Source organism: Streptomyces sp. NBC_01335 (genome assembly GCF_035953295.1).
GTDB lineage: Bacteria > Actinomycetota > Actinomycetes > Streptomycetales > Streptomycetaceae > Streptomyces.
This window is the reverse complement of record NZ_CP108370.1, coordinates 587,295-609,027: the sequence shown is the minus strand read 5'-3', so window position 1 is coordinate 609,027 and position 21,733 is coordinate 587,295. Positions and strand designations below refer to the sequence as shown.

The window sequence follows — 21,733 nt, the reverse complement described above, 5'->3', positions numbered from 1 at the left end:
CGTGCGGTCGTTTCTCGCGATGAACGATCGCCTGTCGCCGGAACTGCTGGCCCGCCTGGCCTCAGACTCAGAGTCCAGTGTGCGGTCGTCGATCATCCAGCACTGGCGCGATGCCCCGGACTGGGTGCGTAGGGCTCTGCTGACGGATGCCGATCCCAACGTCCGCAGGGACAGCGCCTCGGCCTACTCCCCGCCGGCGGACCTGCTGCCAGGTCTGCTCGCTGACCCTGTAACCCGTGCCGCCTCTGTCCCATACGCAGCCCCATCGCTGGACCTGGCTACCGACCCGGATTCCGCCGTGCGCGAGGCCATCGCCGCCCATCCGGATCTGCCTGCCGACCTGCGTGATCTGCTGGCAGAAGACCCGGACATCTTCGTCCGCAACGCGATCGCGGCCCGCCCGGACACCCCGCTGGCTCTGCGTGAGCGGATCTTGGCCAGCGTGGAGACCGACAGCCCCCTCGCGGAGTGGATCCTGTCGTCCCGCCGCAACCCACACACATGTCCCTCACCAGCACCGGCCCCGCCGATTCTCACCCGAGAACAGGCAGAAATGCTCCTAGCCAGGGCTGACTTGTAGGCATGACTGGCAGGTAGCCGAAGAGGGCCGTTAGCCATCGTCGATATCTGCGGGCCTTTGCAGGGTCGCGTAGGCCAGGTAGTCGGTTCCGGCTCGTTCGGCGTAGCGCATCGCGGTCTTGGGGTTGATGCCGAGGGCGTCGGCGAGGACGGATGGAGGGGCTTGTCGGACCATCTGCATCCAGGCTCTGGAGCGCGTGGCCATGGCGGGGATACCGCTTTCGCGGAGGATCGTTGCGACGGAGTAGACGTGCATAGTTCGGCCGGGCATCCGGCCGGGGAACGCCAAGGGGGAATCTGGATTCGCTGCCGTGCTAAGGCCGGGACGCGAGGCGAGATGGAAGCGGATCACAGCAGCGGCCGGCTCCGGAATGTCCGTCCAGTCCTTGCCGAGTTTGACCTGTAGCCCGTCCTGGCCCTCACGGAACGCGTCCATGCGCATGGTGACGATCTTGGAGACCGGCTGTCCGAACAGGACGAGCATGAGGCCGATGGCCCTGTGTGCGGCGGGCAGCGTTTCGTGTAGGAGGAGGGCGCGTAGCGCTTCGATGTAGTTCTTCTCGCTGGCCACTGGGCCGTTGCCGTGTGGTTGCCAAGGGACTGCGATCTTGCGAACCAGCCTCTGCTTGATGGCCCAGTAGAGGAAGTTGTTGGCGTGGCCGCGGGTGCTGGTGCCGCCGCCGAACCAGGCGTCGACATCGTGCTGTGTGCACTCGCTGAGCTGTCGCCCTCGGTCCGCCAGCCATTGGAGAAATTGGATAGCGAGGGTCGTGTGCTGCTTGGCGCGCAGGAACGAGTTCGCGGTCACGGGCCCTTGGCGGGAGCTGTCTCGCAGGCGTCGCATGACGTGCCAGCGTGTGTAGCGTGCGATGAGTTTGCGCTGGTCAGCATCGGTGATGGCGTCGAGTTTTGGTGCGAGCCAGCGGTCGTAGGCGACCAGGTGCTCGTCTCGCCAGGGCAGGCAGCCATGGGTGACGAGAAGGCCGCGTAAGTACTCGACCGTCCTGGACCGCGGCAAGGAGTCGAAAGCATCGTGGCTGAGGACGATGTCTCCGCTGGCGAGTCCCCGCAGGAGATCGGGGACGCGTCGGTTCATGTGGATCCAGGCCCACCCGCTGTTCGGCCGGGGCATCCCGATGATGGCCTGCGCGAGTGGCTGAAGACTCTCGGGTATCGCGCCGCCAGGGCCGGCGAGGAGTTTGCTAATCCTGTCCGAGAGCTGACAGCGCCAGCAGACGTTGTTGTCGCTGGCCAGGCTCTCCTCGCCGCATCGTTTGCACTGGACCTCGATCGGCACGTCGCAGCAACGGACGCAGACAGGGCGGCCTTGCGGATCGAGGCCGGGCAGGATGCCGGTGTGGCCGCATGCGGCGCAGGTGCCCTGGCGGTTGCGGGCGGCGCGGACGCAGTAGTAGCAGACGGTGCCTTCGGGCCACTGCTGACTTTCCGGATAGCAGGAACTGCAGCGGACGCAGGCCGGCCAACGGCTCGGGTCGGATGTGTACTTGCGCGGTGCGGGCACTCTCAGTCCTCGACGATGCGGGCGCGTTCGGGCCGGAAGTCGGAGTTGATCTCGATGACGGCGGCTTCGCCGGCGGTGCGTTTGCGGCGGTCCGCTTCGACGTAGGGCTCGATGAGGTCGGCCGGGGAGCAATCGAGGATGTCGCAGAGCGCGGCAAGGACCGGCAGGGACAGGCGCTCCGGCCGGTCCGTCACTAGCCGGTAGACCTGTGCCGTGGAGAGGTTGACGCCTCGCTCGCGCAGGAGCGGGATGAGCTCGGTGGTCTTCCAGATGTTGTGCGCGGCCATGATCCTCCGCAGGTGCCAGTGGTAACCCAACCGCCTGATCATCCGAGTCCCTCTCCAGTCGCGGCGCCGATTGCGCGGCTGATCGTGCCGTCCAGAACCTTGCGCAGCGTCCGGGTCCGGAAGTCCGATGACACCGAGGTGTAGAGCGCCGTGGTGGAGGCGTAGGAGTGTCCGACCTGCTGCTGGACGAACAGGGGGTCGTATCCGGCCTCGATCAGGTGCGTCACATACGAGTGACGCAGGCAGTGGAGGGTCAGCTCTCGCGGCAGGCCGAGCGCGTCTCGGTAGGAGGCGAACCGGTCGCCCAGTGCTCCCATATCCAGGCGCGGTGATCGTTCGCTCGGCCAGAGGGCACCGTTGCCGGCGGCGGTTTCGAACAGGGTTCGGTAGCTTCCGACCCACTGCTCCAGGACCTTGACCGACCACGGAAAGACCGTGAGGACGCTGCGTCGCTTGGGTGCTGAGCCCTTCGAAGCCTTGCCCCAACGGACGTAGACGACGCCGAGATCACCGAACTCGGGAGCATGCGGGTTGTGGCCCAGGTCCGCCAGGTCCAGCTTGATCACCTCACGGCGGCGCAGCCCCCAGGCGTAGGTGGCCTTCATCGCGGTCGCGTCACGCATGGCCGGCAGCCAGCCCTTACGGCCCGAGGTCCGGGCGGCGGCCACCTGATCGTCGGCATGGTCGAAGAACTGCTGGAGCTCTTGTTTCGTCAAGGCACGCCGTCCGGGACGGCCTTCGTACTCGGCCGCGTGCACGGCCGTGTTCCACTCGAAGAACACCTGAGACGGATGGGTGCCGAAGAGTCGCTCGCTGACGGCTGTCCACTCGTAACGGGGGTCGGCGGCGTACTCCAGGAACAACCGGACGTGGCCGTGGTACCCGCGGATGGTGGAGTGGGACCGTTCCCGACCATCGCTCCTGAGGTGGGCGGTGTACTCCTCCACATCGGCCGGGCGCCACGTCCACGGCCACTCGTTGGTGAAGCGCTGGAACCGCTGGACCGCCGACAGGCGGTCCTCGATCGTTCCTTTGCTCAGATTTCGGGCCAGCTGCTGGTCCCGCCACCCCGCGAGCATGCCCTCGAAGACCTGAGTCTCCGGATGCAGCAGCGGTGCACCGCCCACGATGAACAGCGACGGTGCCGCCCCCGGCACGTTCCATGAAGAACCGCCCACGCCAACCCCCAACACGCCGCGAGTAGGGCGAATGAATCGTTCATTAGATGAGAACGACTGAGGTCTTGGCAGGTCACGCGGGGTGCTGCGGTGCAGCTCAGGGAGCTCGTGGACGGCTCGCCCACGTGGCGAGCAGCCGGATCTTGCCTGCTCCGGCGACTCCTATCGCGGAGAGGCGAGTTCTCGCGTCTGATGCAATTCACATCCCTTTCCTGCAGATAACGCCCTATTATCTGCGGGAGATTGGTTCGTTACCTGCGGTGACGTCCGCCGGGCTGTACATGAAGCGGCCCTGTTATCCGTGGCAAGGGGGAAGCGGTGCCCACTGCCGTACAACTGCCGGCAGGGAAGGCGTTGACCGTCCGGGCGACGGCTGACGCCTTCCTCGGCTCGCTCCGTAACCCGAATACCGTCCGCAGCTACGGAGTCGGCGTCGGCAAGACAGCCGAGCAGATCGGGGAGGCTCGCCCGCTGAGGTCGGTCGCGGACGACGAGATCGGCGAGGCCCTGGAACTGCTGTGGGGCGCCGCGGCGGTCAACACCTGGAACGTCCGCCGGGCGGCGGTGCTCTCCTGGCTGGGCTGGTGCGCGGAGTACGGATACGACGGCCCGACGGTCCCGGCCTGGACGAAGCGGCTGGCAGTGCCGGACTCCGAGACCCCGGCCCGCTCGAAGATGGCCGTGGACCGGCTCATCGGACGGCGCGAGGTCCACCTGCGGGAGAAGACGCTGTGGCGGATGCTGTATGAGACCGCCGCCCGCACGGAGGAGGTCCTCGGCGTGAACATCGAGGACCTGGACCTCGGTGGCCGCCGCTGTTCGGTCAAGGCCAAGGGCGCCCGGAGCAAGGCCCGACGCCGGGGCCAGGCGCGTGAGGACTTCGTGCTGGAGACCGTTTACTGGGACGCCGGTACAGCCCGGCTTCTGCCCCGCCTGCTGCGCGGCCGGTCCCGGGGCCCGGTGTTCGTCACCCACCGCCGCCCCGGTCCGGGGAAGGTCGTCAACCCGCGTGACGTATGCCCGGACACCGGTCTGGCCCGCCTCTCCTACGGCCAGGCCCGTGCACTGCTGGATGAGCACACGGCTGTGCGGGGGCCCGGTACCGGCTGGGACTTGCACGAGTACCGCCATTCCGCTCTGACCCATCTGGGGGAGCAGGGGGCGTCGCTGCTGATGCTGATGGCGAAGTCGAGGCACAAGAAGCCGGAGAACGTGCGCCGATACTTCAAGCCCTCTGCAGAGGCAATCGCGGAACTGACCAGTCTGCTCGCTCCGGGAGGCAGCAGCGGATGAAGCTGCGCCACCGGACCGTCACGGCACGGTGTTCATGACCAGCACCTGCGGGGGCCGGAACGGGGAAACCCGTTCCGGCCCCCGCAGGTGCTGGTGGCAGAGGCTGAAGGCCCGGCTGCTCAGACCTGCAAACTCTGCTTACTCGGCCAGGAGGTGGGGGCTCAGTTCAGGCCGGTCAGGAACTCGCCGAAGAGCCGGTTGGCGGTCTCGGAGTCGTAGAGGCGTTCGAACTCGGCGCGTGCGAGGCTGCGCCGGAACTCGCCGTGGTAGGAGACGTCTCCCGCGTCGTGCATGAGGTTGGTGAACCATGCGGCGTACGCCTGGTAGTTCCACACGTGCTTCAGGCAGGTGGCGGAGTACGCCTCCAGCGGGCCCGCGTCCCGCTCCTTGACCTGCTTCAGGACGGCCGTGGCGAACACATCGGCGTCGTGCAGCGCCAGGTTCATGCCCTTGGCGCTCATGGGCGGCACGATGTGCGCGGCGTCACCGAGCAGGTACAGGCGGCCGTAGCTCATCGGGTCGTAGACCACACTGCGCAGCGGCACCAGCGTCTTGCTGGTGATGGGTCCCTTCGCGGTGACCGGTTCGCCGAAGCGTGCCTCGATCTCTTCCCAGATCCGGTCGTCCGTCCACTCCTCGACGGCGGTGTCCAGCGGGCACTGGAGGTAGAAGCGGCTGGCCTGGGGTCCGCGGGCGAACTGGCCGGCGAATCCCCGGTCGTGGATCGCCATCATGGACTGGTGGTTGGCGGGGGCGTCGGCCAGGACGGTCAGCCAGGCGTACCCGTACTCGTGGGACTGGCGGGTGAGTACGTTGTCGGGGATGCTCGCCCGGCTGACGCCGTGGTCTCCGTCGCAGCCGGCGACGAAGTCGCAGGTGATGGTCCGCGTCACGCCCGTGCTGTCGCGGTAGCGCACCTGGGGCCGGGGGCCGGTGAGGTCCTCCAGTTCGACGTCCTCGGCTTCGAAACGGAGGTCGCCGCCGTCGCTGACGAAGACGTCGATGAGGTTGCGCACGAGGACCTGCTGGGGGCAGAAGCGTCCGTCGACGTGGTCGTCGGTCACGTACCGGAAGGGCCGCGTCTCGCCGTCGACGCGGAAGTTCAGCACCGGCGCGAAGGGGGCGCCGTCGAGGACCCGGTCCTCCAGGCCCCACTCGCGGAACATGCGCGCGGCCCTGGGGTCGATGACCCCCGCGCGCTGGCGCTGCTCGACGTATTCGCGGCTGTGCCGCTCCAGTACCACGCAGTCGATCCCGCTGCGCAGGAGGAAGTTGCCGAGGGCGAGCCCGGCGACACCCGAGCCCACGATCACGACAGTGGTGTTCTCGTCCGTTACGGACATGGTTGGTTCTCCTTGTGTTTTCTGCTGGCCCGTAGGGAGGGCCGTTGCCACGCCGGCGCCCTGAGGGCCTGCGGTTGGGAGGGCTGTGCGCTCATCGGCCCGTTCTGTTCAGGGCGCTCGTCGGACATGGGGCGTCCCGCGCGTTTGGCACAGCGGGGCGAAACCCCCTACCCTTAAGCGAAGTCTCCACTACGCATCATACGTAGTGTCCACTACGTTTGCAAAAGGGGTCGGTTATGCGCCGCGACGGAGCCGCCAACAGGGAGAAGGTCCTGCTGGCCGCCGAGCATGTGTTCGCCGAGAAGGGGGCCGCCGCCTCCACCGATGAGGTCGCGCAGCGGGCCGGGGTCAGCATCGCCACCGTCTTCCGGAATTTCGCCACCAAGCAGGACCTCATCGAGGCCACCGCGTGCCGCTACCTGGAGAAGCTGACCGCCCAGGCGCTGGCGCTCGCCGAAAGCCAGGACGCCGGAAAAGCCTTCGCCTCCCTGATGAGGTCCCTCGCGGCGGCCGGGCCGGTGAAGATGACCCTGCTGGATCTGTTGCCCCCGCACGACGACGACGGCCAGGGCCTGTCCCGGCCGGTCACCGAGGCCGCCGACGCCTTCCGCGCGGCCCTCGAAGGCGCACTCCACCGCGCCCAGGCCGCCGGCGCCGCGCGCCCCGACGTCACCGGCGACGACGTCTCCCTCCTCCTGCGCGCCCTCGCATACGCCACGGACCTCAGCGAAGGCGAGGCACTCGACCGGGCCGTGGGCATCGTCCTCGACGGCCTCGGCGTACCGCGCTGATCCCTTCCGTCCAGCCCGGCCCGCGCGCCCGGCCCCACAGGGACGCACCGTCCGGCGCCGGCCCCACCGCTGCCCCGTCACAGCTCGTCCACGGCCGTCTTGTCGCGCAGGGGCCGCAGGCCACCGGGCAGGTCGGGGAGCTGGAAGGAGTACCGGCCGAGCATGTTGATGTGATGTCGCACGAACGGGGAGAGCCGGGCGAGATCCTCGTCCCGGACCTCGAAACCGTCACTCCGGAGCTGGGCTACGGCGGCGTCCATATAGCGGGTGTTGAACAGTACGAGTGCGTTGAGGACGAGGCCCAGCGCGCCGATCTGGTCTTATCCGAACTAGCCCAGCTCGGCGGTAGGTCCGGCTGCGAGCCGTCGTTCACCACGGAAAGTAGTCGTGAAGAAGTTGGGTGGACGGGTTCCGTCGGGCGTGTCGTGCACGTCGTCCGCGCGCTTTGCGGTCCTACTGGGAGAACGCGTAGGTCCGGACGGCGTCGAGGTGCAGTTCGAAGGGCCCGAAACAGTCGGCCGCGAGGGTCGCGACCGGAGCGCCGCAGGGGCAGGCCCGGTTGAGCCCCTCGTCGCCTCTCGGTCCGCAGCATCCACTGCTGTTCTCCCAGTTGGGCAGTGGCTGAAGGCCGGCGGCGTCATCAGGGTGCACCAGCACTGTGTGTCGGCTGCCGGCCGAGATGACGAAGCCTTCTTCATGGCAGACCACAGGTCCGCGCGACTGAGCTGGCTTCGGGTCCTCCTGATCGTCCTGCACGACGTAGGGAGGTCCCCATGGCTCGGGATCGATCGCGTAGTGGCCCCGCGGAACAGTGGCAGGTGCCCGCCGTGTCTTCTTGTCCCGGTCGCGCTCGTCGTCTGAGACGTCAGGGACGGCGGCAAGCTCGGCGAGCTCCGGCGTGATCGCGGTGCCGCACTTGGAACAGAGGAAGACGGTCATCCCCTCGTTGTAGTGCTCAGAGCTGCCCTTTCGCATCCTCGTTTCGCTGCTCGGAATCGATGCGCGCGACGACGCCACGGAGATCGGGCATGCCCAGATGGACGGTGGTGTGCGGGGCCGCGAGGTCGCGCATGGCGGCGAGCTTCTGCTCGGCGGCGGCGAGGCTGGCCTCGATCGCGGCGACTTCGCCGAGCCATCCCTGTTCCTTGGCCTCCTGGAGCCGGTCGAGCAGGTTCGCGTGGATCTCCTCCAGGCGGGGCATCTGCTTAGGATCGGGCCGCAGGACAGGGCAGCGGATGTCCCGTTGACCGAACTAGATTGGGCTCCCTTCGAGGTCAACTCACAGTGACAATAAGGGGGTTGTGGCTCTCAGTGGCGGGTCGTGGTGACTGCGCGTGTGGTGGTGGATCTGGTTTCATCGCGTGTCGTCAAGTAGGTCGGCCCGTGGAGGAATGGATGCCAGAGCACAGCACGACGGTCCGGGATGTGGCGACGCTGAAGGTGGCAAGGGTCGGCCGCGTCGAGAAGACCGATGACCCGCTGCGGCCGTTCCGGCTCGTAGACGCCGATGGCACCGAGGTGGCGGCGGTCAGTGAGTTCCTGCACCACATGCTCGCCGACGACGCGAGTCCGACGTCGCTTCGGTCCTACGCCTATGAGCTGTTGGCGTGGGCCCGGTTCTTACGCGCCGTGGACGTTCCCTGGCATCTGGCGAGCCGCGTCGAGGCCCGTGACTTCGCACTGTGGCTGAAGACCACGAAGAAGCCGCCCCGGCAGCGCCGTCCCGACGCACCCGCCCCGGGCTCGGTGAACCCAGTCACGGGGAAGGCCGCGCTCGGCGAGAACTATGCCGCTCGGACCAGGCGGCACGCTCGCGCGGTGATCCGCTCTTTCTACGAGTACCACCGGGAGACCCACGGCCGACCGCTGATCAACCCGTTCCCGCAGGGCGGGGCTGCCGACGAGGGGAGTCCGAATGCACATCACAACCCGATGCAGCCGTTCCGGCAGCCCTCGCGCCGGGGTACCTATCAGCCCAAGGAGCCCAAGCCGACCCCGAGGATCATTCCTGACCAGGCAATCAACGACCTGTTCGCCGGGTTGAAGTACAACCGGGACAGGGCTCTGATCGCCTTCTACATCTCCACCGGCGCCCGCGCCTCCGAGCTGCTCGGCGTCCCGCAGGGCCTGGTCGCGCCCGGGGACCAGACGATCGGTGTCGTCCGCAAGGGCAACCAGGTCCTGCAGCACCTTCCCACCTCCGCCGACGCGTTCGTTTGGCTGCGGCTCTACCAGCAAGAACTACGCGGCATGGTCCCCAAGCACCCGTCGGAGCCGCTGTGGTGGACGCTGCGGCGGCCCTTCCGCCCGCTGGAGTACGACGCGGCCCGGATGGTCTTCACCCGCGCTAACCAACTGCTCGGCGCGAACTGGACCCTGCACGACCTGAGGCACAGCGCGGCCAAGAGGATGGTCCGCGATCCGAACCTGACCCTCGCCGACGTGCAGTGGGTCATGGGACATGCCCACATCACCACCACGGAAATTTATATCGCTCCCACTCCCGACGAGGTCGTCGCCCACGTCCTGGCCCACCACGAGCGGCAGCGCGCCAAGCAGGCCAAGCCGCCGGCCCCGCCGGCACCGGGTTACCGCCCCGAGGTGCTGGCAGCACTGCTCGGCACCTCGACCGCGAATGGCGAGAGCCGGTGAACCCGACCGTGAACGTCGACGTCGCCCGGCCCGTCGAGCCACATGAGGTGGGGAACCCACTGGAGTGGAAACCGCGAGTCGGAGAAGCGAGCTGGTGGCAGGCCCGTCAGAGCCGGGAGCGCCTGGTCGACCGGCTGCTGGGCCGGTTCACCGACCCCGGTGCGGGCCTGACCCGCGACAAGACTCGGCGGCGGGGCCTGGGCAAGCTGCTGGACTGGCTCGAAGGCCAGCCCGGAGAGACCTGGCAGGATCGCTGGATGGCCAGCGGGGCGGACGACGCCGGCTTCGAGTGGACCGATCTGCCCCTGCAGGGACGCGGCACACCCAAGAGCCACTGGCGCGATGAACTAGCCACGGGACTGGTGCTCCTGGTCGCCGGGCAGGCGATCCGCCCCAGCTACCCGTGGCTGCTGCGGCAGCGCGTGACGGTGATGCTCACCGAGTCCCGGGCCGCCAGTGACCCCGCTGCCTTCCAGCGGCTCGAACAACTGGCCCAGCATGCGACCCCGACAGCGAGGTCCGACGCCCTGAACAAGCTCACCTGGATCGTGATCCGCAAGGGTGGCCTGGTCAGCGACATCACCGTCGGCGACTGCATCGAGCTGACCACCGCACTGGAGGAACACCACTTCCGGGGCAGCGCCGGCCGGCCGCTGTTCTATGCCCTGCTCAAGGAGACCGGCGTGCTCCCGGCCAGCGCACCGGTGCGGCTGCGGGCGCTTCGCATCGAAGGCCGCCGCAGCGTCGAGCAGATCGTCGACGCGTACGCCATCGAGTGCCGGGCCGTCCGTGACCTGCTGGTCGAGTACTTCACCGAGCGGGCTCCCGAGCTCGACCACGTCTCGCTGCGTTCGATCGCCCGCAACCTGTGCCGGTTGTTCTGGCGCGACCTGGAGATCCACCATCCCGGCATCGACTCGCTGCGACTGACGCCCGAGGTCGCGCAGGCGTGGAAGGAACGCCTGGCCTACATCCGTGACGCCCAGGGCCACCCGGTGCGGCCGCGGGTGAACTTCCGCAGCGAGCTGGTGTTCGTCCGGGCGTTCTACCAGGACATCGCCCGCTGGGCCGCCGACGATCCGGCGCGATGGGCGCCCTGGGTGGCGCCGTGTCCGATCAAGGCCAACGAGTGCGCGACGAAGAAGTCCAGGTCCGGGGTGAAGTCCCGGATGGACCAGCGGACCAGGACCCAGCTGCCGCTGCTGCCCGCCCTGCTTCGAGCCGTCGACCGGCAGCGCAAGGACGCCGAGGCTCGCATCACTGCGGCTCGCGCGACACCAACTGGTGGACGGTTCCAAGTCGCCGGGGAGGAGTTCGAGCGCTGCAGGTCCGGGCAGGCCCGCCGCGTCTACGTCACCGAGGTGGCCGCCGGTCGGCGGCGGAACCTGACCCACGAGGAGGAGGCGGCGTTCTGGTCCTGGGCGACGGTGGAGGTGCTACGGCACACCGGCATCCGGATCGAGGAGATGCTGGAGCTCACCCACCACAGCTTCATCGCCTACACCCTGCCCACCACCGGCGAGGTGGTTCCGATGCTGCAGGTCGCCCCGTCCAAGACCGATTCGGAGCGCCTGCTGCTGGTCTCCCCGGAGCTGGCGGAGGTGCTGACCGCAGTGATCTTCCGGGTCCGGGATGGGAACGCCGCCCTGCCGCTGGTGTCGGCCTACGACGTGTTCGAGCAGACTTGGAGCCCGCCCATGCCGTTCCTGTTCCAACGCCGGTACGGCACCGAGGACCGGCCGCTGACCCGCAGCTACATCCGCGAGTGCCTGGTCGCGACCTCGCAGTCCGCCCAGATCACCATGGCCGGCGACCCGCTCGAATGGCGTCCCCACGACTTCAGAAGGATCTTCGTGACCGACGCCATCTGCTCCGGACTGCCCCCGCACATCGCCGCGAAAATCTGCGGCCACGCCGCTCTGGACACCACCATGGGCTATGCCGCGATCTACCCGGAGGACGTGATCTCCCATCACCGGGCCTTCATCGCCCGCCGCAGAACCGAGCGGCCCAGTGAGGAGTACCGCGAGCTCACCGCCACCGAGTGGGACGAGTTCCTGGCCCACTTCGAACTCCGCAAGGTCGCCCTGGGGACCTGCGGCCGCGACTACGCGACCCCGTGCCAGCATGAAAACGCCTGCGTCAGGTGCCCCCTACTCCGCGTGGACCCAGCCCAGATGCCACGCCTCCAGGAGATCCACGCCAACCTCGTCGACCGTCTCCAAGAGGCCAAAGACCAGGGCTGGCTCGGCGAGGTCGCCGCCATCGAGACCACCATGGCCGCCGCCGCGCAGAAGCTGGAGGCCATGCGCGAGCGTGCAACTCAGCCGTCCACCGTTCACCTCGGCATGCCCGACATCCGCCGCGACACCGGACGCAGCAGCGCCGACGCTGAGACAGCCTTCCCAACGGGTCCTAAGCTTCGCGGATGACCTACGAAGAGCTGTGCTGGGAACCGATAGCGGCGCTTCCAGAAGGCGAGCCCGAGATGTCCTTCGGCGGGCGTTGGGAGGACCGGCTCTGGTTGAACGTTCCTGGCCCCTTCTACACCGGCATCGCCGACAACTGTTGGACGGGCCGGCTGCACGCACCGCGTCATGTGCTCTACGGCGGCGAGTACCTCGGTGAATATGTGTATCGCCAGCCGACGACCACGGCCGAGGTCCTGAACCTGGTGACAGCAGCCCAGGAAGATCCGTACCGCGGCTATGCCTGCGACGGCGACAGCCGATGGACACCCGAGGCTGTTCGGAACTGGTGGCGCGACCGTGGACGGGTCACCGAGTACCTGGAGTCCCTCCTGCCCGGATGGTCGTCCAGCGACAGGTCTGACGAGCGGGAAGCCGCAGAGGGGCTGAGGGACTTTGCCGCCTACATCACTGAAGGGCTCGGCGCTGACCTCCGGAAGTACCTCTTCCGGCTTGAAGAGGCCGCTACCCGAAGAGCTCCGGACCACTCCCTGAGCTCCGATAAACAATGACGGCCACAGCATGCTCGGTGCTCTCGCACCTGGACCCCGTGGAGTGGGATCAGGTACCTGGCTACCCGGCTGGGCCTCAGACGCCAGGCGGAAGAACCTCGATGATCTCGGCGATGCCAGCGAGAGGTTGGGCCTCGTGCATCGCTATCACGTCACCAGACTTCAGATGCCGCCACTGCTCGGGTTGAAGGGGGGCCAGACGAACGTCGGCTGTCTCTCCGGGACCGAGTTGCGGCGCGAACTCCACCCAGATCCTTGCGATGTTCAGATCTCGTTGCCCGTCTGCGGTGCGGTTGCCGATGTCCCACAGCGGCCTGAGTCGCCCATCCCCTGAGAAGGTGCTCTGGCGTCCGCCCTCGTCGGCGCCCAGCAGAGTCAGCGTCGCGCGAACGGTGCCGTGCCTAACTTCCCAAGCTCGCCACTCGCACCAACGGCGGCTGCGGTCGAGCATCATCTGCCGGGCGGCCTCGGCGAGCATCTCCCAGAAGCCGGTGGACACGGGATGGACGTCGGCGATCTCGATCAGCACGTCCAGCGCTATCTCCCATTCCTGGAAGGCGATCTCCTCGCGAACGTTCCCGACCGACTGGCCGTTCTCCGCCATGGCGTCCTCAGGCAGCAGTTCGACAGCCCGCCGAAGAAGTGTGAACGCGTCATCCATACGCTGGATTCTCGCCTGGTCCCGGGGCTTTGTCACAGACGACCTGACCCGATCCGGCGGCACGACACGCCCGGAAGCCCCCACCGACCTCAAGATCTCTGACCGCTACATTCAGCAACCCGCCCGTCGTCTGCCTCCGCCGGACCCAGTTGGGCTGGTTCGGATAAGCAGGCGTGTTCATGGACGCAGGGGGTGCCGAAGTCGCGTGCGCAGACGCCGAGAGCGACCTTCCGCAGCTCGAAGTGGGCGAGGAAGTCCTGCCACTCCTGTGCGGTGGGCTCGCGGTACTCCTCCCCGGGCCGCAGCGCCCGGCGGCGGGCGATGAAGGACCGGTGGTGGTTGATGACGTCCTCGGGATAGATCGCGGCATAGCCGAGGGTCGTGTCGACCGTCCGGTGGCCACAGATGCGGGCGGCGATGTGCGGGGGCAGACCGGAGCGGAGGGCGTCGGTCACGAAGATTCTCCGGAAGTCGTGGGGTGTGTATCGCAGCTGCTCGTTGCCGGGCCCGGTCAGCCCGCTCGTGGCGAGGGCGTCGTTGAGACAGGTGTAGATGTAGTTGCGCGGGATGGCCCGGTCCTCCGGGCCGCAGCGGCGCTGGAAGAGGAACGGCATTGATGCGCTCCAGAGCCGTTCCAGACTGTCGTAGGCGGAGACCAGGGGCATGGCCTGCTGCCCGCGCCGGACGCGATGGATGATCGCAGTGAGTACCTCGCCGAGCTCTGGTGAGACCAGCAGCAGCCGCTCCTGGTCGAGCTTGGACGGGGCGACCTGGAGCATGGGCACGATCTCGCCGGTGGTGGGCAGCTGGTAGGCAACGAAGCTGTGGTGGGTGAGTTCGAGTGCTTCCTCGATGCGCATGCCGGTGTGGCGAAGGACTTCGACGATGGCCCAGGCCCAGAAGGCGCGTTCCTCTTCCACAGTCAGGTCCCGGCGCCGGCCGGTGGCGGGGTCGTCGGCGTAGATGCGGGAGGACATCCCGGCGCGGCGGAGGAGGTTCTCGCCCGCCGGAGTGGTGAACGGGGCTCCGGCCGGGGTCTCCCGCCCGGTGGCGAGACAGGTCTGGGCGTCCTTGAGCTGGCGCTCGACGGCTTTGACCAGGGCCGGGAGTGCGGGCAGCAGGGTGCGGGTGCGCTGGTCCATGGCCGCCTTGCGGCGAGCACGGTTCTTGCTGTGGTCGGTGTCGCTGTCGCGGACCGGGCAGGGTGCGACCCACGGGCCCCAGCGCGTCGGCTCGTCGGCGGCCCAGCGGGCGAGATCCTGGTAGAACGTGCGGACCCAGCTGAACACGGTGTGCGCGTTGACCCGCGGCCGGATGGGGGTGCCGTGCCGGTCACGGACCATGCGGACGCGCTCCCGCCAGGCGATGACGATGTCGGCGTCCAGCCGCAGCGAGTCGATGCCCGGGTGGTGTTTCTCCAGGTCGCGCCAGAACAGTCCGGTCAGGGTGCGGGCCATGTCCTCCAGCGTGGTGTAGTCGACGTCCACCGCGCGCTCGGTGAGGTAGTCGACCAGGAGGTCTCGTATCGCGGTGCAGGTGATGCCCTGCCGGTCCACCAGGGCTGCCGGTGTCAACTGCCCCGGCAGCATCACCGTCTTCAGCCGTGCCGGGGCCTCGGGGCCGAAGACGCCGAGGCCCGCGAGGAGCGCGTAGAAGAGGTGCTTGCCGTGGTAGCCGTTGGTCTGGTGCTCGCCGATGGCGTGCTGCAGCTCGACGCAGTCGCCGATGGTGACGTCGTGGACGGTCCCGCCCTTGGAAGTCACGATCCAGGTGACGCGGTTGAGCGCGTTGTTGCAGTCGTTGGCTCCCGCGTGGCCGGTGGCCGTGTACTGGTCCTTGAGCGCCGCGAAACCGCCGGGATCGGTGACGCTGCGGATGTGTGCCAGCAGTTGCGAAGGGCGCTGGCGCAGTAGCCACCGGTAGGCGGGGCGTACGACTTGTCCGCCCAGCAGCGGGATCATGCCGCAGCACAGATCGGCCCGGTCGTACTTGCGTGCCCGCTGGTGCTCGGCGAGCCACTGCATCGGCAGCCGCGTCCACTCCCGGCCTGCTTCCTCGGCTCCGCTGGCCATCCAGCGCTCCTGCCAGGTGCCGCCGGGCTGGTCCTCCAGCCAGTCCAGCAGCTTGATCAGACCGCGGTGCCGTGAGCGCTGATTGGCGTCGCTGTCCGCGGTGAACGGCAGTGCGAGTGTGCGCTCCAGCACCTGTCCGCGCGGTTCCTCCGTCTGCCACCAGGTCGCTGGCGCTTCGCGTTTCTCCTGGCCGGGAGGCAAGAGGGCGTGGCGGACGGGGGCGGAGGGCCGGGCCGTCACGGTCGCGGTGGTCATGCCGGGCCTCCACCGAGGGCGGCCGTGCCGAGCAGTATCTGGAGAACCTCGGAACGGTAGCCCGGGGCGGGCATCACCGGTTTGACGGGCTCCGCAGCTTGCCGGGCGTGGTGGGCCAGCACGTGCGCGACGACCTCGTCCTCGGCGGGTTCGAGGTACTGCTCCGTGGTGCTGATGTGGAGATGGCCAAGGACCCATTGGACGTCGGTGAGCGAGAGCTTGGGGTCGCGCACCATGCGTTTGGCCGCGCTGTGCCGCAGGTCATACAGGGTCCAGTTCGCTCCCAGGGTCTCGTTGGCCCGGGTGAACACCATGCGTGCCGCGTCGTAGCTCAACGGCCTGATCGGGCGCCGGAGGGTCCACCACAGCGGTTCCTCCGGTCCATTGAGGGCCTGCGGGCGGATCTGCTGCTGGTAGAGCCGCAGCCATACGAACGCGTCGCTGGAGGCGGGGATCCATTGCAGGGCCCGGGAGCCCTTACGGATGACGCCGATCGTCTGGTTACCGGGGCTGACCCGGTCGCGGCTGACCCCGAGGAGTTCCGAGGCGCGCGGGCCGGCCGAGATGTAGAAGGCGACCAGCGCGCGGTCGCGGTGCGAGGGCAGGGCCGCGAACAGTTCGTTGAAGGCATGGTCGGGGATGCCGCGCGGGGTTCGCCGGGGTTCCTTCGGCTGGTAGGGGGCTCGGCGGGCAGTGTGTTTGAAGGCGCGCATCGGGTTGTGGTGGGCGTTGAGGTACTCGTCCTCGGCACGCTTGGTCTTCGGGAACGGGTTGAGCAGCGGACGTCCGTGCATGTCGCGGTGGTACTCGTAGAAGCTGCGGACGACTGCCCGCGCGTGCCTTCGGGTGCGTGCGGCGTAGTTCTCGCCCGCGTACCGTTTGCCGGTCACCGGATTGACCGACCCGGGCGCCGGGGCGTACGGCCGCCGGGGCCGCGGCGGTTTCTTGACCATCTTCAGCCACAGTGCGAAGTCTCGGGCCTCCGCCCGGCCGGCCCGGTCCCACGGCACGTCGACAGCCCACAGGAACCGGAACCAGGCCAGCAGCTCGTACGCGTACGAGCGGAGCGAGGCCGGGCTGTCGGCGTTGGCGAGCATGTCGAGCAGGAACTCGCTGACGGCCGCCACCTCGATCCCGTCCCGGTCGAGCAGCCGGTACGGCAGCGACGGATCGCCGGTCTCCTCGACCCGGCCGACCCTCGGCACCGTGAGCGCCGTGACGTCCCGTAATTGCGTGCTCTCTTGCACCTGAGCCTCCACGAGCTGCTGTGGTCTCCAACAGCTCGTGATGACAGCACATCAGGACAATGGTGTGACGCGGCCTCGGTGGCAAGCTGACCGGCCTGATGCTTGGTCCCGTCACCGTGCGTCGATCTCCGGGGACTCGTCGGCTCGCACCCCGGTAGTTCGGTCAACAGGTCCTCCATGCCGTCCTGGTAGCGCTGGTAGAGCTGCCCTGCCCGGCCGTGGAAGATCTTCCGGGCGAGCGTGTGGCGGCCTTCCTGGAGGTTGGCCTGCACCTTGATCTGGCGGCGGTATCCGGGCTCGTCGGCCAGGCGCAGGATGTGCAGGGTTTTCGCGATCCGCCCGTAGTGAGCGATCGCGTCGCCGAGCGGGGTGGGGCGACCGTCGCGGGACAGCATGCGGATGACGTCGTAGGCGCGGACGGCTCCGGTGTGGATGGAGCCGATGATCCGCAGGATGTCCTCCCAGTGCCGCTCGATGCGGGCGAGGTCGACCTGGCCGCGGGCGGCGTCCTGGAAGGCGCCGTAGTCGGCCGTGCGGTCGATGCGCCACATCTTCTGGTCCGGCAAGTCCGCGAGCTGCGCGCATGGCGAACGCGGGCGTATCCGGCCGCACCATCCGCGAGATCCTGGGCCATACCTCCTGGGAGATGCAGGAGCACTACTCGCGCATCGCGGACGAGACCCTACGCCGCGAGTACGAGGAGAAGTACGAGGTGCGCTTCAACCTCAAGGGCGAAGCCGTCAAGGTCCGCCCTGATGCCGACCTGTCCGGTGTCGAGTGGCTCGCCGAGAAGATCGGCCGCCGCCTTCACGCGGTGGCCGGCGGCTGGTGCGGACGGCATATCTCGCGGCCCTGCCCGAAGACCGCGGCTGATGGCTGCTACTTCTGCCAGGACTTCCAGAGCGATCGGCAGTTCTTGCCGGTTCACCGCGACACCCTCGCCCGCACGCGTGAGTTGCAGGCCGACGCCACGGCAGCCGGCCGGTCACGAGCAGCCGAGGTCAACGAGCGGCTGGCGGCCGCGGTCGAGCATGTCATCACGCGCATCACCGACCAGGAGCACGACGAGCTGTCCTCAGCATCGAACGACGCCGGGGCAAGCCGCGACGAAATGGAGGGGACTGCCGATGCGGGCTGACAACTCGGCGCACCTGGCCGAAGCCGCACAACAGCGACGTCTCGCCTGTAGCGAGCGTGTCCGCGCCGTCCTGGACGCCCTGGAACGCGACGGCGGAGCGATGACCGTCGCTGGCGTCGCCGCCCGGGCCGGGGTCTCCCGGACCTTCCTCTACGACGCTGCCCAGGCACCACTGCTCGCCAGACTGCGCGACCTCGCCGACAAGCAGCCCTCCACGGGGCGACCCGCTCTGCCCAAACACCAGCGAATCACCACCAAGTCGCATGAGACGGTAGTAAGAGCGCTGCGCGACGCCAACCGCAAACTGCATGAGGAGAACGAACGGCTTCGCAACGAACTCGCAGTGGCCCTCGGCCAGCTCCGAGACCTCCGCCGAGGCATCCCCGCCCCACGCGGCTAGCGCAGTCCGGCTGATCATGACGGCCCGACCGCCAGACGGCCCGACGGGCGGGAGATCATGGTCGGGGACCAGCCGACGGAGACACGGGGGTAGGGGAATCATGGTCGCGTTCCACGCGTCGGCGCTGGACGGGGTCGCCCGCAACCCGGCGCTGCCGACACCGTTGCTGCTGCGCTTGCTCGCCTTCGACGGCGGCGGTGACGGCCCGCCCCGTCACGCCCTCCAGCGGGCCGGACTTCCCGAGCCGGCCGTCGCGGTGATCCTGGCTCACCCGAACCCTGGCGCTCGGATCGACTTCGCGATGAGCACCAGGGCCGAGCCCGCGCAGCGGGCCCGGCTTGCGGACGACCCTTCCCCCAAGGTGCGGGCCGCTCTCGCGTACGGACCCGAGTGGCGCGACCCGCGGACGACGGTCGCGCCGTTGCCAGACGACGTGTGCGCCCGCCTGCTCGACGACCCCGACCCTTCCGTACGGGCGGCCCTGCTGGACTCGCCCCATCTGGTGCCGTCGTTCGTGGCCTCGCTGGCCACGCACCGCGATCCGGCAGCGCGCCGGAGTGCGGCGCGCGCATGGGAGAAGCTGCCGCCGGGCGAGCGGTCGGCGCTGCTTGCCGACCCCGACCCCGAGGTGCGGCGGGCCGCCGCGCTGGGGAAGTGCCGGGGGGACGCACGCGTCACCGCCGAACTCCTCCGCGATCCGAAGTCCGCCGCCGAGGCGCTGCGACGTGGGCTCCTCCACCGCGCCGACGCCGAACGGTGCGTCGCCGAGCGGACGCACCTGGCCGCCCTCGCCGAGAACCCGTCGCTGCCCACCGACCTCGTGGAGCGGCTCGCCGTCGACCCCGACGAGGCCGTACGGCTCGCGGTCTCCCTCAGGCCAGAACTGGACGAGACACGACGCATGTCGATTCACTTCACAGTGGATGCCTTCGCCAGAGGGAACGTGAAGTGGGTACGGGACGGCCTCTCCGACCCCGAGGTGCTGCGACGCGCCGCGACCTCCGCCCACCCGCTGCTCCGGCGCACCGTCGCCCAGAGCCCCCACCTGCCGCCCGACCTCATGCGCCTGCTCGCGCGCACCGAGGATCCGCTGGTGGAAGACCTCTTGGGCATATACCACCCCGACACCCCGGAGGAGGTCCTGATGCGTGTGTACGCGCGGCTCGGTGGCACGTTCTCCGCATGGATGGCAGAGACTCACCCCCGCTTCCCCCGCGAGGGGCTCGCCGCGCGCTACGCGGACCACCCGGACGGCAACTACCGTCGGCTGGCCGTCCGGGACCCGGCCGCCACACCCACGCTGATCGAACGGCTCAGCCATGACCCTGCGGTCTGGACTCGCCAGGCGGCGGCCAGCGACCCGCGCCTCCCGTTCCACCGGCTCCGCGAGGCGCTTCATGTCCCTGAACTGGCCTCCAGCGCGGGTGCCAACCCGGCGCTCCCAGAGGACGAGATGGCCGCTGTCCTGGACAGGGTCGGCGTTCCCGCCTGACCGCCGAGCAGAACCGCCCGGCCCTGCGCCGCTCCCCTACAGCTCGTCCGGGCGGTCCCCAGATGCGAAGGCCATGATCGATAGGACATCCCCTAGTGTCCGACCTCGGGGCGCGGCCCGACGTCGGCGAACCGGCGGATCCGGTCCTGTTCGTTGGTCTCGTCAGAGGCGTCGAAGTGCCGCACCTGGTTCCACCAGCGATCATGGTCATAGCCCTCGCAGTGGTTGAACTCGTGGGCCGTACTCCGTAGCCGCTGCCACTCGCGCACGATCGCGGCCCGCTGCCACGTCTCTGGCCGCTCCACTGCGAGCAGGGTATGCAGGAGCCCGGCCGAGTCGCAGACCAAGATGAGCAAAGACCGCATCGCGAAGGACGTCTCACCAGTCTCGCCGACCTCCTCGTACACCCGCCCCAACTGGACGTTGAGGAACGTCTCCAGGGCGTGAACGTCCTCAGGCCTGAGGTCTTCCGCGTAGATGAGGGTGCGCTCGGACGGCGGGGTGGTCATGCGGGTGGGAGCTCCGATCCGTGCGGTGCCAGCCGAATCAGCTCCGGTGACACTGAGCAATTCTCGGAGAGGTGGCTGACACTGTAAACCACACAAAAGACCAGCTCATCATGCCTGCCGCGTATAAGAGATCCAGATAACGGCCTGCTCATCCGTCAAAAACTCGACCGGCACCCCGGACCTCCAGACAGTCGATCAACACGACTGCCGAAGGTTCATCCCTCACAGAAGCCCAGGTCAAAGCCCTCAGCAAGACCGGGCAGGCTTAGCGCCGGTTTCCGTTCCAATGTTCCTCGGCCCCCGGACAGCGGCGGGGGTGAGCTCTCCGGAGAAGAGGTAGGCGTGGTTCGCGCCGGCAGCCGCGTCCCAGTCGTCGCACATCCCAGGATCGTTCTGGCGGAAGAACACCGCGACCACGCCGATGTCGAGGGGGAGGTGGGCGAGGAACTGCATGGCTCCGTCGCACTCGCGGCACCTCGGCCAGACGAATCCACTTGGGACGAGCGGGACCCCTCCGGTGCGAGGTGCGGGCGCGTCGGCCGCGGTCTCCCCGTCGTGGATCAGCAACATGGCCGCATCCAGGGGTCAGCTTTTCGGGTCGAGCGACTGGGCCGGGTGTTCGCTGCAAAAGCCTTCTGTCCGAACATCGGCATGCCGGGACCGGCAGCCGTCGATTGGCGGGCGTTTGTCAGTTGTCGACGGGCCACGTGCTTCCTCACGTGCCGGCCTGTGTGCGGCGTGCGTAGGCGCGGGCCGCACGGGCGCGGTCCCCGCAGCGCACCGAGCACCAGTGGCGGCGGGCGTGGGTGCGCAGCAGGTAGCGGCGGCAGGGAGCCGAGTCGCAGGCGGCGAGCCGTTCCGTGTCCGGGCCGGTGAGCAGGTCGGCGGCGTCGGCCGCCAGGACGGCCAGCACGTGGTCGACGATCTGGTCGGCGGGATGGGCCTGGACCCGGTGCAGGCCCTGCGCGGGGCCCCAGCGCAGGAGCGCGGCCGCGGGAGTGCGGGTCAGTGCGTCGTTGACGGCGTTCAGGGCCCCGTCCGGTGCGGGGAGGGCTTCGATCTGGGACGCGAGCAGTGCGCGCACCTGATCCCGCAGGGCGCGCAGCCGGGCCGCGCACGCCTCGTACAGCGTGGTGCCGACTGGCACGAGGTCACGTTCGACCAGCCACTGCGCCGCTGCCTCGGGTGAGCCGAGCGGATCCAGGACCTGGCCGCCCGGCAGGACGAGCATGGTGTTGGCGAAGTCGAGCGCGGGGTACCGCTCCGCGCCCGGTGCGGGCGGCGGAGCGGAGCGGGCGGGCTCGCCGGTCGCGGTCTCTCTCATGGTTCTCATG

Annotated in this window: 21 protein-coding genes and 2 pseudogenes; 9 read left to right on the top strand and 14 right to left on the bottom strand. The window is 68.7% G+C overall.

Annotation, left to right across the window (positions count from 1 at the left end):
• Positions 1-19 precede the first annotated feature (19 nt).
• Positions 20-580, top strand: a complete 561-nt coding sequence (locus OG599_RS02380) for a hypothetical protein (protein ID WP_327174238.1) — start codon at positions 20-22, stop codon at positions 578-580.
• 30 nt (positions 581-610) lie between these two features.
• Here the strand turns inward: OG599_RS02380 and OG599_RS02375 are convergent, their stop codons facing one another.
• Genes OG599_RS02375 through OG599_RS02365 form a run of 3 tightly spaced genes read right to left on the bottom strand, consistent with a single transcriptional unit; the run spans position 611 to position 3,515 of the window.
• Positions 611-2,101 carry a hypothetical protein gene (locus OG599_RS02375; protein ID WP_327174237.1) on the bottom strand — a complete coding sequence of 497 codons (1,491 nt, stop codon included), beginning with the start codon at positions 2,099-2,101 and terminating at the stop codon, positions 611-613.
• 2 nt (positions 2,102-2,103) lie between these two features.
• Positions 2,104-2,430, bottom strand: coding sequence for a helix-turn-helix domain-containing protein (locus OG599_RS02370; RefSeq protein ID WP_327174236.1), 327 nt, complete (start codon positions 2,428-2,430; stop codon positions 2,104-2,106).
• The gene (locus OG599_RS02365; RefSeq protein ID WP_327174235.1) at positions 2,427-3,515 is read right to left on the bottom strand and encodes a tyrosine-type recombinase/integrase; all 1,089 of its coding nucleotides are present in this window, start codon (positions 3,513-3,515) and stop codon (positions 2,427-2,429) included. The genes OG599_RS02370 and OG599_RS02365 overlap by 4 nt, the downstream gene beginning before the upstream one ends.
• Positions 3,516-3,884: 369 nt before the next feature.
• Between OG599_RS02365 and OG599_RS02360 the strand changes: the two genes are divergently transcribed.
• Complete coding sequence (locus OG599_RS02360) at positions 3,885-4,859, top strand: tyrosine-type recombinase/integrase (RefSeq protein WP_327174234.1); 975 nt, start codon at positions 3,885-3,887, stop codon at positions 4,857-4,859.
• A gap of 161 nt (positions 4,860-5,020) precedes the next feature.
• Here the strand turns inward: OG599_RS02360 and OG599_RS02355 are convergent, their stop codons facing one another.
• Positions 5,021-6,202 carry a 4-hydroxybenzoate 3-monooxygenase gene (locus OG599_RS02355; protein ID WP_327174233.1) on the bottom strand — a complete coding sequence of 394 codons (1,182 nt, stop codon included), beginning with the start codon at positions 6,200-6,202 and terminating at the stop codon, positions 5,021-5,023.
• Positions 6,203-6,438: 236 nt separating this feature from the next.
• Here OG599_RS02355 and OG599_RS02350 point away from each other — a divergent pair, with 236 nt between their 5' ends.
• Entirely contained in the window at positions 6,439-6,993 is a 555-nt protein-coding gene (locus tag OG599_RS02350) for a TetR/AcrR family transcriptional regulator (RefSeq protein WP_326658682.1), read from the top strand.
• A 77-nt stretch (positions 6,994-7,070) separates the two neighbouring features.
• Here the strand turns inward: OG599_RS02350 and OG599_RS02345 are convergent.
• The 3 genes and pseudogenes from OG599_RS02345 to OG599_RS02335 form a co-directional block, all read right to left on the bottom strand.
• Positions 7,071-7,313, bottom strand: a pseudogene (locus OG599_RS02345) (Tn3 family transposase); the annotation flags it as partial.
• Between the two features lie 133 nt (positions 7,314-7,446).
• Complete coding sequence (locus OG599_RS02340; protein WP_327174232.1) at positions 7,447-7,932, bottom strand: hypothetical protein; 486 nt, start codon at positions 7,930-7,932, stop codon at positions 7,447-7,449.
• 16 nt (positions 7,933-7,948) lie between these two features.
• Positions 7,949-8,194, bottom strand: coding sequence for a hypothetical protein (locus OG599_RS02335; protein WP_327174231.1), 246 nt, complete (start codon positions 8,192-8,194; stop codon positions 7,949-7,951).
• Positions 8,195-8,388: 194 nt separating this feature from the next.
• Between OG599_RS02335 and OG599_RS02330 the strand changes: the two genes are divergently transcribed.
• The 3 genes from OG599_RS02330 to OG599_RS02320 are packed head-to-tail and all read left to right on the top strand — an operon-like array spanning position 8,389 to position 12,625.
• On the top strand, positions 8,389-9,645 hold the full coding sequence (locus tag OG599_RS02330) for a tyrosine-type recombinase/integrase (protein ID WP_327174230.1): 1,257 nt from the start codon (positions 8,389-8,391) through the stop codon (positions 9,643-9,645).
• Positions 9,642-12,077, top strand: coding sequence for a site-specific integrase (locus OG599_RS02325; protein WP_327174229.1), 2,436 nt, complete (start codon positions 9,642-9,644; stop codon positions 12,075-12,077). The genes OG599_RS02330 and OG599_RS02325 overlap by 4 nt, the downstream gene beginning before the upstream one ends.
• On the top strand, positions 12,074-12,625 hold the full coding sequence (locus OG599_RS02320; RefSeq protein WP_327174228.1) for a hypothetical protein: 552 nt from the start codon (positions 12,074-12,076) through the stop codon (positions 12,623-12,625). Before OG599_RS02325 ends, OG599_RS02320 begins: the two co-directional genes overlap by 4 nt.
• A gap of 76 nt (positions 12,626-12,701) precedes the next feature.
• Here OG599_RS02320 and OG599_RS02315 read toward each other — a convergent pair whose 3' ends face one another.
• From OG599_RS02315 to OG599_RS02300, 4 genes and pseudogenes are all read right to left on the bottom strand, one after another.
• Complete coding sequence (locus OG599_RS02315) at positions 12,702-13,286, bottom strand: hypothetical protein (protein WP_327174227.1); 585 nt, start codon at positions 13,284-13,286, stop codon at positions 12,702-12,704.
• An 89-nt stretch (positions 13,287-13,375) separates the two neighbouring features.
• Positions 13,376-15,613 carry a tyrosine-type recombinase/integrase gene (locus tag OG599_RS02310; RefSeq protein WP_327174226.1) on the bottom strand — a complete coding sequence of 746 codons (2,238 nt, stop codon included), beginning with the start codon at positions 15,611-15,613 and terminating at the stop codon, positions 13,376-13,378.
• Positions 15,610-16,860, bottom strand: a complete 1,251-nt coding sequence (locus OG599_RS02305) for a tyrosine-type recombinase/integrase (protein ID WP_327174225.1) — start codon at positions 16,858-16,860, stop codon at positions 15,610-15,612. The genes OG599_RS02310 and OG599_RS02305 overlap by 4 nt, the downstream gene beginning before the upstream one ends.
• Positions 16,861-17,015: 155 nt before the next feature.
• Positions 17,016-17,438 (bottom strand): annotated as a pseudogene (locus tag OG599_RS02300) (Tn3 family transposase); the annotation flags it as partial.
• Between the two features lie 5 nt (positions 17,439-17,443).
• Here OG599_RS02300 and OG599_RS02295 point away from each other — a divergent pair.
• From OG599_RS02295 to OG599_RS02285, 3 genes are all read left to right on the top strand, one after another.
• The gene (locus tag OG599_RS02295; protein ID WP_327174224.1) at positions 17,444-17,998 is read left to right on the top strand and encodes a hypothetical protein; all 555 of its coding nucleotides are present in this window, start codon (positions 17,444-17,446) and stop codon (positions 17,996-17,998) included.
• A complete protein-coding gene (locus OG599_RS02290) occupies positions 17,988-18,398 on the top strand; it encodes a DUF6262 family protein (RefSeq protein ID WP_327174223.1) in 411 nt (136 codons plus the stop codon). The genes OG599_RS02295 and OG599_RS02290 overlap by 11 nt, the downstream gene beginning before the upstream one ends.
• Before the next feature lie 100 nt (positions 18,399-18,498).
• A complete protein-coding gene (locus tag OG599_RS02285) occupies positions 18,499-19,890 on the top strand; it encodes a Mucin-2 (RefSeq protein ID WP_327174222.1) in 1,392 nt (463 codons plus the stop codon).
• Positions 19,891-19,982: 92 nt separating this feature from the next.
• Here OG599_RS02285 and OG599_RS02280 read toward each other — a convergent pair whose 3' ends face one another.
• From OG599_RS02280 to OG599_RS02270, 3 genes are all read right to left on the bottom strand, one after another.
• On the bottom strand, positions 19,983-20,399 hold the full coding sequence (locus OG599_RS02280; protein ID WP_327174221.1) for a hypothetical protein: 417 nt from the start codon (positions 20,397-20,399) through the stop codon (positions 19,983-19,985).
• Positions 20,400-20,645: 246 nt separating this feature from the next.
• Positions 20,646-20,969 (bottom strand): hypothetical protein, encoded by a 324-nt coding sequence (locus OG599_RS02275; RefSeq protein WP_327174220.1) that lies wholly within the window; start codon positions 20,967-20,969, stop codon positions 20,646-20,648.
• A gap of 145 nt (positions 20,970-21,114) precedes the next feature.
• Positions 21,115-21,732, bottom strand: a complete 618-nt coding sequence (locus tag OG599_RS02270; protein ID WP_327174219.1) for an ABATE domain-containing protein — start codon at positions 21,730-21,732, stop codon at positions 21,115-21,117.
• Position 21,733 lies beyond the last annotated feature (1 nt).